Origin of the sequence: Adlercreutzia sp. ZJ138, assembly GCF_011038935.1 — a bacterium.
Taxonomy (GTDB): domain Bacteria; phylum Actinomycetota; class Coriobacteriia; order Coriobacteriales; family Eggerthellaceae; genus ZJ141.
Genome location: NZ_JAAKEA010000007.1, coordinates 69,730 through 83,039, shown reverse-complemented (window position 1 = coordinate 83,039; position 13,310 = coordinate 69,730). Strand labels below are relative to the sequence as shown.

General features: G+C 56.3%; 14 protein-coding genes. 4 read left to right on the top strand and 10 right to left on the bottom strand.

Annotated elements, in window-relative coordinates:
- Positions 1-235 precede the first annotated feature (235 nt).
- The 3 genes from G7Y43_RS04630 to G7Y43_RS04620 all read left to right on the top strand — a co-directional run bounded on the left by G7Y43_RS04630 (position 236) and on the right by G7Y43_RS04620 (position 4,465).
- Positions 236-1,663 carry an amidophosphoribosyltransferase gene (locus G7Y43_RS04630; protein ID WP_165044580.1) on the top strand — a complete coding sequence of 476 codons (1,428 nt, stop codon included), beginning with the start codon at positions 236-238 and terminating at the stop codon, positions 1,661-1,663.
- Between the two features lie 128 nt (positions 1,664-1,791).
- The gene (locus G7Y43_RS04625) at positions 1,792-3,957 is read left to right on the top strand and encodes an ATP-binding domain-containing protein (RefSeq protein ID WP_165044578.1); all 2,166 of its coding nucleotides are present in this window, start codon (positions 1,792-1,794) and stop codon (positions 3,955-3,957) included.
- Positions 3,950-4,465 (top strand): phosphatase PAP2 family protein, encoded by a 516-nt coding sequence (locus G7Y43_RS04620; RefSeq protein ID WP_206215090.1) that lies wholly within the window; start codon positions 3,950-3,952, stop codon positions 4,463-4,465. Before G7Y43_RS04625 ends, G7Y43_RS04620 begins: the two co-directional genes overlap by 8 nt.
- Before the next feature lie 23 nt (positions 4,466-4,488).
- On the opposite strand, the gene G7Y43_RS04615 is transcribed toward G7Y43_RS04620, so the two are convergent.
- From G7Y43_RS04615 to G7Y43_RS04570, 10 genes are all read right to left on the bottom strand, one after another.
- Positions 4,489-5,541: an inorganic phosphate transporter gene (locus tag G7Y43_RS04615; RefSeq protein WP_165044576.1), complete on the bottom strand. Its 1,053-nt coding sequence runs from the start codon at positions 5,539-5,541 to the stop codon at positions 4,489-4,491.
- Between the two features lie 124 nt (positions 5,542-5,665).
- Positions 5,666-6,340, bottom strand: a complete 675-nt coding sequence (locus G7Y43_RS04610; protein WP_165044574.1) for a methionine ABC transporter permease — start codon at positions 6,338-6,340, stop codon at positions 5,666-5,668.
- 11 nt (positions 6,341-6,351) lie between these two features.
- Positions 6,352-7,134, bottom strand: coding sequence for a methionine ABC transporter ATP-binding protein (locus G7Y43_RS04605; protein ID WP_165044572.1), 783 nt, complete (start codon positions 7,132-7,134; stop codon positions 6,352-6,354).
- A gap of 139 nt (positions 7,135-7,273) precedes the next feature.
- Positions 7,274-8,131, bottom strand: a complete 858-nt coding sequence (locus G7Y43_RS04600; protein WP_165044570.1) for a MetQ/NlpA family ABC transporter substrate-binding protein — start codon at positions 8,129-8,131, stop codon at positions 7,274-7,276.
- 360 nt (positions 8,132-8,491) lie between these two features.
- The gene (locus G7Y43_RS04595; protein ID WP_165044568.1) at positions 8,492-9,382 is read right to left on the bottom strand and encodes a DegV family protein; all 891 of its coding nucleotides are present in this window, start codon (positions 9,380-9,382) and stop codon (positions 8,492-8,494) included.
- Positions 9,383-9,521: 139 nt separating this feature from the next.
- Positions 9,522-9,947, bottom strand: a complete 426-nt coding sequence (locus G7Y43_RS04590; RefSeq protein WP_165044566.1) for a 6-carboxytetrahydropterin synthase — start codon at positions 9,945-9,947, stop codon at positions 9,522-9,524.
- A gap of 79 nt (positions 9,948-10,026) precedes the next feature.
- Positions 10,027-11,259 carry an acetate/propionate family kinase gene (locus tag G7Y43_RS04585; RefSeq protein WP_165044564.1) on the bottom strand — a complete coding sequence of 411 codons (1,233 nt, stop codon included), beginning with the start codon at positions 11,257-11,259 and terminating at the stop codon, positions 10,027-10,029.
- The gene (locus tag G7Y43_RS04580; protein ID WP_165044561.1) at positions 11,256-11,642 is read right to left on the bottom strand and encodes a LytTR family DNA-binding domain-containing protein; all 387 of its coding nucleotides are present in this window, start codon (positions 11,640-11,642) and stop codon (positions 11,256-11,258) included. The genes G7Y43_RS04585 and G7Y43_RS04580 overlap by 4 nt, the downstream gene beginning before the upstream one ends.
- Before the next feature lie 193 nt (positions 11,643-11,835).
- Positions 11,836-13,065 (bottom strand): hypothetical protein, encoded by a 1,230-nt coding sequence (locus G7Y43_RS04575; RefSeq protein WP_165044559.1) that lies wholly within the window; start codon positions 13,063-13,065, stop codon positions 11,836-11,838.
- Positions 13,066-13,083: 18 nt separating this feature from the next.
- Positions 13,084-13,254, bottom strand: a complete 171-nt coding sequence (locus G7Y43_RS04570; RefSeq protein WP_165044557.1) for a hypothetical protein — start codon at positions 13,252-13,254, stop codon at positions 13,084-13,086.
- Between G7Y43_RS04570 and G7Y43_RS10775 the strand changes: the two genes are divergently transcribed.
- A complete protein-coding gene (locus tag G7Y43_RS10775; protein WP_370514639.1) occupies positions 13,222-13,296 on the top strand; it encodes an ABC-three component system middle component 8 in 75 nt (24 codons plus the stop codon). The genes G7Y43_RS04570 and G7Y43_RS10775 overlap by 33 nt on opposite strands.
- The last annotated feature ends 14 nt before the right edge of the window (positions 13,297-13,310 follow it).

The following is a 13,310-nucleotide window of genomic DNA, read 5'->3' as shown; positions in this document are numbered from 1 at the left end:
CAAACCAGCATCCAATGACTCAACCGGGAAGTATATACAGAAGCCACACGGCACAGACACACCGTGCAGCGCAATGAGTCAAATTTTTCGACGGATGATTTCCTCTACTCCTGCAGAAAAACAGACAGCATACGGAAATCGTGACGTTTTTCACTCCTGTAACACACAGTTCACGCCGTTCGGCTATGCTTGCATCTTCACTGGGCGGCAGAACATGAAAGGTGCGCGAACAGCAATGGGTGGATTCTTTGGGGCAACGGCAAAGCACGACGTGGTGCTGGACGTCTTCTTCGGCGTCGATTATCATTCCCACCTCGGAACACGCCGCGCCGGCATGATTTTCCACGACGATGAGAAGGGCTTCCAGCGACAGATCCACTCCATCGAGAACACGCCATTCCGTACCCGCTTCGAAGAGGATCTGCCGCACTTTTGCGGCACTGCGGGCATCGGCTGCATTAGCGACACCGATCCGCAGCCGCTGCTGGTGCGATCACATTTGGGCGTGTACGCTATCGCCACAGTGTGCGCCATCAACAACGCCGAACAGCTGGTGGAAGACTACTTCACCGACGGTTGCAGTCAGTTCATGGCAATGAGCTCAGGGCGAGTGAACTCAACCGAGCTGGTGGCGGCGCTCATCAACCAAAAGCAGGACTTCGTGTCGGGCATCAAGCACGCGCAGAAGCTCATCGATGGCTCGCTCACCCTTACTATTATGACCGCAGACGGGTCTATTATCGCTGCACGCGACGCGCTCGGCCGCCTGCCCGTGGTTGTGGCCAAAGCGGAAGACGGTTACTGCGTGTCGTTCGAGAACTTCGTGTACCAGAAGCTCGGTTACGTGAGCGATTACGAACTTGGCCCCGGCGAGATTGTCCGCGTAACGCCCGACGGCTACGAAACGTTAGCGCCCGCCGGCAACGACATGAAAATCTGCGCCTTTTTGTGGGTGTACTATGGGTACCCCAACAGCACCTACGAAGGCGAAAACGTGGAGGTCATGCGCTACCGCAACGGTGCTATCATGGCGCGCGATGAACGCAAGCGCAACGGACACCTTCCCGACGTTGACTTCGTGGCGGGCGTGCCCGATTCCGGCCTGCCGCACGCCATCGGCTACTCTGCGGAAAGCGGCGCGCCGTTCGGCCGCCCCTTCATCAAGTACACCCCCACCTGGTCGCGATCGTTCATGCCCCAAAACCAGACCATGCGCAACCATGTGGCGAAGATGAAGCAGCTGCCCGTGCCCGAGCTTATCGAAAACAAAAAGCTGCTGTTTGTCGACGACTCCATTGTTCGCGGCACGCAGCTGCGCGAAACGGTTCGATTCCTGTACGAATCGGGTGCCGCGGAAGTGCACATGCGTAGTGCCTGCCCGCCCATCATGTACGGATGCAAGTACCTCACCTTCTCTAGCAACAAGTCGGATATGGATCTTATCGCCCGCCGCACCGTGCAGGAACTCGAAGGTGACGAAGGCCAGAAGCACCTTGACGAATACGCCGATGCCACCACCGAACGCGGCAAGTGCATGCTGCGCACTATCTGCGAACAGCTGGGCTTCGACTCGCTGGAGTTTCAGTCGCTTGATGGCATGATCGAAGCTATTGGCATTGATCCGGCGAAGGTGTGCACCTACTGCTGGACCGGCAAGGAATAGGTGAAGAATTAACACGAAACAGAAATGACGATAAGCTCACGCTGTCACAAGTGCTCGCTTCTGGAAAAATCGAATGTGCTACCATAGTACATTCGATTTTTCAGTTTGAGACATCGCAAGGAGGCAACGTGAGCACAAGCGTCACCGCACCGCAGCCAACCGAGCAGACCGACCCCGTATTCGAACACGAGCAGCAGCATCTGACGACGACTTACGAAAAGCTAAAAGCTATCGCCCGCGATGCGCAACGCAAGCTCGAGGAAACGGCGCGCGCCGCAGCGGCCGATAAAGAGTCGATGACCGCCGACATTGCGCACAACTTCACCACCGACGATGAAGCCATGGAAACCTACGCAGCCATTGCCGCCGTGAACCGCATCATCGAGGGGTACAACATTTCACAAGAAGTGAACTCTCAGCGCTTGGCCGATGCGCAGCTGCTGCTACGCCAGCCGTACTTCGCAAAGATTTCGCTGCAGTTCAAGCCCGATGAGGACCCCAAAGAGCTCTACATCGGCAACGCGGGCATGTCGGACGAGAACTGTAAGCGGCTCGTTGTCGACTGGCGCTCGCCGGTTGCTGAGGTGTACTACAACCAAGAAAACGGTGCCACCTCATACGTGGCGAACGGGCGCACTATCAACGTTGATTTGCTGCTTCGTCGACAATTCGACATTTCCGAAAACGTGCTTGCCGCCTACTTCGACACGAACGTGGCTATCCAAGACTCGCTGCTGCTTGCGTCGCTTTCCAAACAGCGAACCGCGCAGATGCAGGCCATTACCGCGACTATCCAAAAAGAGCAGAACGTTATCGTGCGTCACGATGACGTTGACGCGTTGCTGGTACATGGCATTGCCGGCAGCGGCAAAACTTCGGTGCTGCTGCAGCGCATCGCGTATTTGTTCTATCAAAACCGCGACACCCTGCGCCCCGACGAGGTGCACTTAATCACACCGAATCCCGTGTTCGGACGCTACATCGACAACGTGCTGCCCGACATGGGCGAACAAAACCCACACATCGAAACATGGGCTGATCTCGCAGAAAGCCTGATGCCTCAAGGCCGCGGTCGCGAGCGTAGCCATGCCACCATAGCTGACCTAGCCGCACTTGATCGCGGCATGCGCGAGCTTGTACTCGACCACGGTGATTTCAAGGAAATTACCTGCGAAGGCACACGTTTTGTGTCGGTCGGGCAAATCCAACAGGCAATTGGCAAGTTCAAGAACGTGCCAATTGGGCCTCATCGCATTACGCTTGCGCGCGAAGAGCTGCTCAAACGTGTCCGCTCGCGCATCGCACAGCTTGCCGCAACCGAACGCGCCCAAGATGAGCTGCTGGAATTAAGTACCGACGAGCAGCTTGAGCTGTTCCGCGAAACCATTGAACCACAAACCGAAGCGGAACTGAAATCGTACACACTCCGTTACCTGAACACGAAGTACGCAGGAGCCATCGAAGCCGTCGAGCGCGATGAATGGCTGCGCATCGACCGTATTGGCATGCGCATGTTGGGCGCACAAGGGCTCGATCCCGTCACGTGGCTTTACACGAAAATCTGCCTAACTGGATTGGGGGACGCCAGTGCGAAGTACGTGATGATCGACGAGGTGCAGGATTATACCGCCGCACAACTTGCCGTGCTTGCCCGCTACTTCAGATACGCCCATTTCTTGCTGCTCGGCGACGCTCATCAGGCGATTAAGGAAGAGACTGCCACCTTTGACGAGATACGACAGGTGTTCGAACGCGAACGTGGCTCGGTCACATCCTGTAGCTTGATGACCAGCTACCGATCATCACCCGAGATTACCAACTTGTTCGCAAGCCTACTGCCACAAGACGAACAAGCGCACGTGTCATCGGTCCAGCCCGAACACACTTCACCGAGCATTGAGGTGTGCCTCACCGAAAACGAACGCATCGCACGAATTGCCGCTATCATTATCGAAGCCGGCGACCAGGCGGGGCTTGCCGCCATCATAACACCCGACTCCAATCAAGCCCGCCTACTACATGCCGCCCTACTGCCTACGCTGGGAGAGAAAACACCTCATGTTATGGACACCACGATGACGCTTCCCGACGACGGCGTTGTTATCGTGCCGCTCAAGTTGGCGAAGGGCCTCGAGTTCGACTGCGTGATCGTGCCTGACGCATCGGCTCGCGTGTTCGGCGAAGACGAGCTATCGCGCAACCGCCTGTACACTACCATCAGCCGTGCCACTCACCACCTTCACATCGTGTCGAGCGAGCCGCTGACCCCGCTGCTGCAACGCCGTGGTGCGTAAAACTATGAAGCAGGAAAGCTACCTTCGGCTGCATACATTTTTGCGCGGCCACCCACGCTTGCTACGGGTGGCCGCCGGCGCAAACACTGCCATCACAGGGGCCATCTACCTGGCGTATCCCTGCCTTATTGTGTGGCTGTTCGCACACGACGGCCTACTGGCGGCTTTTCGCGCTGTGGTTGTTCCAGCGGTTGGATTTGTTGCGGTCACGCTGCTGCGCCAGGTCATCGATGCACCACGACCTTACGAGGTGTTCGGCATTGAAGCATCCGTACCGAAAGATACTCGCGGAAAGTCGTTTCCCAGTAAGCATACGTTTTCTATCTTCGTTATCGCAACCGCGTTTCTGGAATGCCTCGCTACGCCGGCACCTGCCATTATCGTGTTCGCGCTCGGCGTCGCACTCGCCACGCTACGCGTAATCATTGGCGTGCATTTCCCCCGCGACGTAATAGCAGGTGCGCTCGCAGGCACGCTCACCGGACTCATTGGGTTTGCGCTGATCTAACATGACAAAGAAACAAATGGGTGCTACATAAACGCGAGGAACACGTGCGTGAACGCGAACGCCAACAGGCCACATCCGGGAAACGTGAGCACCCAGGTGAGTATCATGGATCCAACAAGGTTCCATTTCACCGAGCGAATGCTCTTCTCGGCACCCACACCCATGATGGCGGTGGTTTTGGTGTGCGTGGTGGAAACAGGCAGGCCGGTAAACGTAGCAAGACCAATGCAGAAGCATGCGGCAACACACGCCGAGAACCCCTGTGCTTGATCCATGCGCACCATGTTCATACCCACCGACTTGATGATCTTACGACCGCCAACTGCCGTACCCAATGCCATAGTCATCGACACGAGAACGATTACCCACAAAGGGAAATTGACGTCGGAATATGCCACGCCGTCAACGCCTAACATGATACCTAACATACAAAGCGACAAAAACTTCTGACCATCTTGCGCGCCATGGAGCACGGCAACACCTGCGCCCGATATAATCTGCAGCCATCGAAACGCCTTGTTCGCCGCAGCACGCTGAACATCGCGACACACGATTTTCAACAGGCGCATGAACAGCCAGCCGCTCCCGAAACCTAAACATGTTGACACAAGCAGACCGTAGATAACCTTTACCCATTCGGCACCATTCACGCCTGCAAGCCCGCCCTGCAACGCAATAGCGGCACCCGTAATACCAGCGATCAGCGAATGGCTTTGGCTCGTGGGTATGCCGAAATACCACGCCGCAACACCCCATACAATGATAGCTACCATGGCAGCTGCCAGCGCAACCAATGCTGCGTGGTTGTCGCCTCCGAAATCGACCATGCCGAAGATGGTTTTCGCCACCGCCGATGAGATCATGGTGATGCCCACCAAGCCTATGAAGTTACACACCGCGGCCATCGCAATAGCGGCGTTCGGGCCCATCGCACGAGTACCTACAACGGTGGCAATGGCGTTCGGCGCATCGGTTGCACCGTTCACTACCGTTGCCCCCAGCGTCAACACGACAATGAGCGCCAAAGCGGGATCGCCCATCATGGCCTGAGCAACTGTGACGAGACCAAAATCCATTCCCTACCCCTACCTTCCGTCATCGGGCATACACGTTCTTTATAATCGTGCATACGTGTATGATGACAGATAAGTGAGTGTAAAGGTCAGGTAAAGTTAGACAAAGCAGTGCAAATTAGGTTTTTTACCGCCGCTTATCGATGCGGTTAACCAGAAAATCGCCGCCAGCCTGAAACAGAATAACAATGATCACGCACAACGTAACGGACACCAGCATCACGTCGCTTTGGAAACGCTGGTAACCATAACGAATGGCGATGTCACCCAAACCGCCGGCACCAACGGTACCTGCAATGGTAACGTACCCGAAAAGCGTAACAAACGTAATAGATACGCCGCGCACCAGCGAAGGCAACCCTTCGCGTAGAAACACCTTCGACACCACCTGCGGCACGCTTGCGCCAAACGACAGCGACGCTTCAACCAGCCCGCCGTCAACCTCGGCTAAGCTCTGCTCAACGATGCGAGCAACAAACGGGGCTGCTGTAACCACCAGGGGCACCATCGCGCCCCGCACACCAAGTGAGGTTCCCACGATCAAGCGCGTGATAGGAATTAATGCCACCAGCAAGATTACAAACGGTACAGAACGCCCAATGCTCACCACCCAGCTGAGCACCGTGTTGAGCACTCGATGGGGACGCAGACCCCCTGGTGCAGTAACCACCAGGGCAACACCTAACGGTATACCAATAAGATAGGCAATGAACGTGGCACCAAACGTCATGACCAGCGTGTCGATTGTGCCTTCGAACAGCAGCTCGCCATATTCAGCGAAAAAAGCAGCTACGGACTCCATTGTCAGATCACCTATCTTCCAAACCGATTAGCCGAAGCAAGACCATCGAACTCCAAGAGCTCGCGCGTTACCGGACTTTTGGGATTCGACAGCACCTCGGTTGTCGTTCCCTGTTCGACGATGCGCCCTTCATCAAGCACCACAATGCGGTTACAAATACGGCGCGCCACGGCTAGCGAATGGGTGATAAGAACCAACGTGACACCTAGCTCTCGATTGATCTGCTCGAGCAGGCTTAAGATGGAAACCGTCGTGCGCGTGTCAAGCGCACTTGTTGCCTCATCGCACAAAATGATGCGCGGGTTGTTCGCCAAGGCGCGAGCAATAGCCACCCGTTGCTGCTGCCCACCCGAAAGTTCACTGGGATACGAGGTAGCCTTCGCCGATAACCCCACGATGTCGAGCAGTTCCATTGCGCGGGCACGCATGGCTTCCGCCGAACGCGGCTTACCCTTTGCCACCCCGCCAATTTCCAAGGGAAACGTAACGTTTTGTACTACGGTGCGCTGCTGAAACAAGCTGAAGTTCTGAAACACCATACCAATGCCCTTGCGCAGCTCGCGCAGTTGGGCCCCGGAATAATCCGTCACGTCAACCCCGTCCACCAGCACGCGCCCCGATGTCGGCCGTTCAAGCAGATTGATGCAGCGCACCAATGTCGACTTGCCCGCACCCGACTGCCCGATAATACCGAACACATCACCTGCGTTAACATGCAGGCTTACATCGCAGAGTGCATGGTGTTCTCCTCTGCGGGCGTCGTAGGTTTTACTCACATGGTCAAACGTGATCATCGATTAATCGCTCCTTTTCACGGTAGGCGCAGCGCACTCACGCCCAGCCTTATGAGCGGCTGGGCGTGAGCAGCAAGGTCATCGCAGGGCTATCGTAGCACCCTTGAACCGTAAGGGCGCAGACAGGATACCTTATGGTTTAAAACACCGGCACAACCGCGCCGTCATAAGTGATGCCAATGTAGTCGCGCACCTGGTCAGACACGAGCGCGTTCTTGAGCGCCTGAACAGCCTCGGAATCCTCGTTGCCTTCCTTCACTACCAGCACGTTGGCGTAGGTTTCGGCTCCCAGCGAGTCGGCACCCTCGGCAGCAAGCGCGTCGGCAAGCGAAAGACCAGCCTGTGAAGCATAGTTACCGTTCAGGCAAGCGATGTCAACATCGGCAAGCGTGTTGGCGATAGTTGCCGCTTCGAGCTCTTTGATCTCAAGGTTAAGTGGGTTTTCCTCAATGTCCTTCGGCGTTGCCTCAAGACCCACGCCTTCCTTCAGCTTAATGAGACCCTCCTGCTCGAGCAGCAGTAATGCGCGCGCCTCGTTGGTGGTGTCGTTGGGCACTGCCACAATGGCACCTTCCTTCAGATCCTTAAGGCTTTCGATCTTCTCGGAGTAAATGCCAAATGGCTCATAGTGCACTGCCGCCACCGACACCAGATGCGTTCCCTGGTCGGCATTAAAGTCGTCCAGGTACGGCTGGTGCTGGAAGTAGTTTGCGTCAACCTCGCCAGCCTCCGTTGCTGTGTTCGGCAGCACGTAGTCGGTGAATTCCTTCACCTCAAGCGTGTAGCCCTGGGCTTCAAGCAGCGGAGCAACTGCGTCGTTGAGAATCTCGGCGTGGGGCGTGGGGCTTGCCGCCACGGTGATGACTTTGTTCTCGCTCGCACCGCCGGCGGTATCGGAAGACGAGCCGCAGCCCACCAAACCAAGCGAGGTAACCAGCGCTGCAGAGGCACCCAGCGCCAGAAACTTCCTACGGGTAACGCGTGCATTCAGGTTCATCTGTTTCATCCTTTCACAGAAGAAGGGGCCACTGCATAGGGCCTCCCAGTTTTCAGTCGTTCGCCAAGCCGCAACCGTCTCATCAGCCCTGTTCCGGATCAAGGTGATGCTTACAGGCGGTTGCAGGCCTTGAGGAAACACTGACTAAATTCGTGTTTCTTCAAGCGATGGATTCGATTCTAAAGGCAACAGCGAAGTTTGGGAATTTCGAAAACCCGATGCGACGCCATCAGAGAAAGCGATGACGATACTACCGATGCGTAGCTATCGAACGAAGCGATAGGAAACATATACGCGAAACGGCAGCCTCGAAGATGGGCTACCGTTTCGCGTATACATGAGCAACGTGAGATTTGTTCGCTAATCGGCCCAGCGCACCGACGGCATATGCGCTAACCCCACACCCAACGCGTCGGGGCCGATATGACAGCAGATAGCGAGCGGCAGGTCGCCATAAAGCACCTTCATGCCAGGGAACGCCTCTTCGAGCTGGGCGATCCACTTCGCTGTTTTTGTCTCAGACGAGCTCCCGGCTGCAAGAAGTGCGATGCTTTTTGCTGGCAGGCCGCCTGCCAGCAGCTTCTCGAGGTCTTTGCGAACAGTATCGATCATCGACAAGCGCGCCTTTGCCATACCGCGCGCGGTCTTCGCCAGCTGCAGACCCTTAGCCGTAAACTCTACGATAGGCTTCACGTTTAACGCCTCGCCAATTACCGACACGGCCTTCGGAATGCGACCGCCGCGCTGAAGGTATTCAAGCGTGTCAAGGGCCACATACGTGCATGACTTCATGCACGTGGCCTCGAGTGTCTTGCGAATTGTTTTGGCGGGAAGGCCGTCTTCAATAAGTTCGCACGCATCCATGACCGAACGCAGCTGCGGAGCCGACACGCGCTTGGTGTCGACCACGGTCACGCGCCCTTTATACTTGGAATCGCGCGCCAACTGACATGCGGTGTCGTACGACCCCGACAGCATGCTGCCAATGGGCACGTACACGATCTCGTCGGCTGTACGCAACGCAGCGTCCCATGTTTCCATCAGCTCACCTGGTGCGGGCTGGAATGTGTTCACAAGAGCACCGTCGCGCAGCATCTGCATGAATTCCTCGCGCGAAATGCTTCCGTCCTCGCGAAAAATCCGCCCGAACACGCCATACGACGCCGGAAGAACAGTTACGCCTAACTGCTCGGCAAGTTCTCCGCTGATTCCACAGTGGCTATCGGTCACAACACCTATTCGGTTTGACATGGGCTCCCCCTCAATCATCTCATGTCTCAAGTATCGCCGAAACGAAGCGATGCCACCCACACCGCACGTGCATAAGCATAAAGAATCAACAGGATGTGATGTGATGCATTAAGGGGTCATGTGCCAAAGAGTCACGTGACTACGAGGAAGCAGTCCAATACGCGCAGTTGTTGGGCGTTTCGTACACTTCCACCCGCGACACGGGATAGCCTGCATCCTGCAAGCGACGTGCAAAATGAGCTGCGAGGTTTTCCGCCGTTGTTCGCCAGGGCACCACCGTAAGCGAAAAACCCTCGGCATGCAGGCATTCCATAGTCTGAGGGGCAAGCGAGCCCTCTTCCACTAGGAAGGTGTGGTCAAACTCATCGACAATGGCGCGGAAATCGCGTTTGAACACGCCGAAGTCGATCACCATGTCACGCATCGTGCCTTCGGTCTGAAGTGCCGCTTGTTCGATAAAAGCAATCACGCGCCAGCGGTGCCCATGTAAGTTCTCGCACTTTCCGTAGTACTCGGTGAGGAAATGTGCCGCATCGAAACAGTGCTCGGTCTTCAGTCCGTACATTTCCGCGCCCCTTTCTCAAGCCTTCCCATCGCTCACACGCCAGCGGCACCTTCGGATGCTGCCGCACGCTACCCTGCCGTTAATCGCTGTACGGATCGGATATGTCCACACCCGCAGCAATAAGCGACACGTCACGCGCGATTTCGGCCTCTTCATCGGTTGGCACCACCAGCACCTCAACCGTGGAATCGTCGGTGGATATGCGCCGATCGGCTTTGCCCACCTCCATGTTGCGTTCCTGGTCGATACGGATACCGAACGGCTCAAGCCCGCGGAAAATCAGACGCCGCGCATACGGGTCATTCTCCCCCACCCCAGCGGTACACACGATGACGTCCACGCCGGCCAGCTCGAAGAAGTACGCGCCGATCATGCGACGAATTGAGGTAAGGAAGATGTCGTAGGCAAGCTCGGCTCGTTCGTTGCCAACTGCTACCGCCTCTTTGAGCTCGCGCAAGTCACCCGACACACCCGACACGCCTAACATGCCCGACTCGCGGTTTAGCACCGCATCCATTTGTGCAGGTGTGAGGTTTTCGCGTTCCATAATAGTAGTGATGATAGCCGGATCAACCGACCCCGACCTCGTGCCCATCACGATGCCGTCAAGCGGTGTGAAACCCATTGAGGTGTCCATAGAAATGCCGTGATCGATGGCACACACGCTGGCACCTGCACCCAAATGACACGTGATCATCTTAAGGTCGCGACGACTCTTGCCCAGAAACTCCGCCGCACGGCGGCTCACGTACTTGTGCGACGTACCGTGGAAGCCGTAGCGCCGAATGCCCATGTCGGCGTAATAGCGATACGGAATGGGATACACGTAGTTGCGCGCAGGCATGGTTTGATGAAAGGCCGTATCGAATGCGGCAACTTGCAATTTGCTCGGCCCGAACAAGCGGCGGCAGTGGTCGATAACCGCAAGCGCCGGCGGGTTGTGCAAAGGCGCCAGCTCAGCGAACCGCTCGATGGTGGCAACCACATCGTCATCAATGGCAACCGAGCAGGTGAACACGTCGCCGCCGTGCGCGATGCGATGCCCCACCGCCTGCACATCATCCAAGCTGGCCAGCGGCGCACCGTCGCCTTCCACCAAGCTTGCAAGCACATGCTCAAGCGCACCGGCGTACCCCTCGCCCGCAACGTCTTGCACCACAGCCCCGCGCTTATCGGTACACACAAAACGTGCAGGAGCGCTTGAACTGCCAATACGCTCCACCACACCGCGCGAGAGCACACATTCGCTTTCTGATTCGAGCAGCTTGAACTTCAGCGAGCTTGAACCCGCATTCAACACCAAAACGATCACGGACGCACCACCTCTCGCTGGTAGCTTTCCTCAATGAGCGCCACAATCTCATCGAGCTTTCGATTGTCCACTGGCTTCACCAAAAAGCCCAGCGGCTCCATGCCAAATGGGTCATCCATCACGTCGCTGTACGCCGTCATATAAATAAACATGGGAACCTTCGGAAAATCAGGCAGTGCGTCGGGCAGCATCGTAGTACCCGCGCCAGCAATGTTGTGGTCGACAAACACCACATCAATGCCGCCCTTCCTTAATTTGGCGATGCCCTCTTGCAGGCACACGGCCTCGGACACCACATGAACGCGACCCGTACGTTCGAGCTGATTGGTTAGCTCAACACGCGCCGGAGCCTCGTCGTCAACAATCATCGCTTCAAAAATCATAGTCTTTCGCCTTTGCAAACAACGTAAACATGCAGCTTTTCATTACACCACATTCCAGCACACCGGCGAGCAGATAATTTGAAAACTGCGAACACGCAAGTAAGCGACACTGCGACGCGACGTGGCAATAGGGTCAGGGCGTTTTGTGACACAACGGCGGCGGGTTGCCAACCACCGTCCCCGCCGGGCATCCCTACCGCGCGATATGGCCGAGCACGTCGATCCTCTTCTTCACCTCAGCGACGATAGTTGCGATGCGCCGTTCGGGAATGTTAGGGCTGCAGCCGAGAACGGCGCGTACAGTTTCGGGATAATCGGCAATAGCCTCAATGTCGAGCCAGTCGAAGTACCCTTCAAAAAGCTTCACCTGCTCTTCTGGACGCATGCCGCCCATCTTGAACGGCTTGGCCATGTATAGGAAATCGGCAGGCACGTCCAAGAACTCAGCGTCGGACCAGAGACATGAACCCGTATCGAAAACAGGAGCCACACGCGTCACCTTCAACGTCTCCACGTTGCGGATGATGCCGAAATTGCGATAATGGCGATCACGATTGGCTACAACGAAATCCCCCGCGAACATTTTGGCAAGCTTCGTCATGACCACATGGCCGTCTAAGCCTACGTCAGTGCATCGTTTTACGTAGAACTGCAGATCGGAAAGGTTGTTCGGCTGCTTCGCACCGCGAATGACATCCCATGCGGGAATAAGCTCTTCGTCGGGGCCGAGCAGGTTGGCGCATGCCGAATACACGCGTCGGCCATCTTCGAACAGCCAATAGGGCACGAACTCGCCGGGTTCCATGAGGCGACGATGCAGCTCGGTAGCCGCAAGCTCGTTGTAAGGTTCCTGATTGAACGCGCCCAAACCCGACTTCAGCAGCACGCGCTGCCCGCGAACGATCTTCCACTTCTTCAGTAGATCGCCACCAAGCGTGCCGTTAGGCGACGAAAAGTTCACCGAGCCATAGTCGAACGCGTTAAGCGACGATCCCGCCGAATCCTGACCCAGCGTAAGAAACCCCAAGTCGTCGCTAAAATCGTTATCGAAAAAGTTGACAACATCCCAGTTTTTCGGATCGCGCTCGTCGTTGAGCCAATAGCAATCGGAAAGCGAGAGGCCGAAGCTCTTCTCGGCAAGCTCCAACGTACTTTCAAGCTTCAGGTTTTCCAGCAAGAGCTTGATCTGCGTGCGCGAAGCGGGAATGGCGCGGTGGTGCCACCAGTAATTCAGCTCTTTTTTCGAAACGCGTCCGTGGCGATCCACCATACCGAACGGCGCCGCTTCCACATTCCTACTATCGGTGATACGCACGGCTTGGTGACTCTGCATGTCGTATTCGAACGAGAGCACAGGCGTGTTCTTGTTCATGAGTGTATAACGAACAAGCTCCATGAGCACCACCACCTTTCGCATCCTCACGCACGAAGAATGCTTTCATTATATGACAGGGGCAAAACAGAGACAAAATCGCATGTACCATGCGCAAGGAAACCCGTCAACACCACACTTCAGCGCCGCGATCCTCTCGTCGCGCTCGGTGACTGCCTTCTCCCAGTCCACACCACTCACCTGCGACTGCTCTTCCTGCTTGGTGCCGTTGACTACCACAAGAAGTCTGACGCCTTTGAGTACGTGGGGGCGGCAAAATGATTATCAGACTGTAC

Bases quoted from the DNA above. Each gene is read 5' to 3' on its own strand.
- G7Y43_RS04580 (WP_165044561.1), bottom strand. From the start codon at position 11,642: ATGATTTTTGAAGCGATGATTGTTGACGACGAGGCTCCGGCGCGTGTT.
- G7Y43_RS04615 (WP_165044576.1), bottom strand. From the start codon at position 5,541: ATGGATTTTGGTCTCGTCACAGTTGCTCAGGCCATGATGGGCGATCCC.
- G7Y43_RS04630 (WP_165044580.1), top strand. From the start codon at position 236: ATGGGTGGATTCTTTGGGGCAACGGCAAAGCACGACGTGGTGCTGGAC.
- G7Y43_RS04595 (WP_165044568.1), bottom strand. From the start codon at position 9,382: ATGTCAAACCGAATAGGTGTTGTGACCGATAGCCACTGTGGAATCAGC.
- G7Y43_RS04590 (WP_165044566.1), bottom strand. From the start codon at position 9,947: ATGTACGGACTGAAGACCGAGCACTGTTTCGATGCGGCACATTTCCTC.
- G7Y43_RS04600 (WP_165044570.1), bottom strand. From the start codon at position 8,131: ATGAACCTGAATGCACGCGTTACCCGTAGGAAGTTTCTGGCGCTGGGT.
- G7Y43_RS04605 (WP_165044572.1), bottom strand. From the start codon at position 7,134: ATGATCACGTTTGACCATGTGAGTAAAACCTACGACGCCCGCAGAGGA.
- G7Y43_RS04610 (WP_165044574.1), bottom strand. From the start codon at position 6,340: ATGGAGTCCGTAGCTGCTTTTTTCGCTGAATATGGCGAGCTGCTGTTC.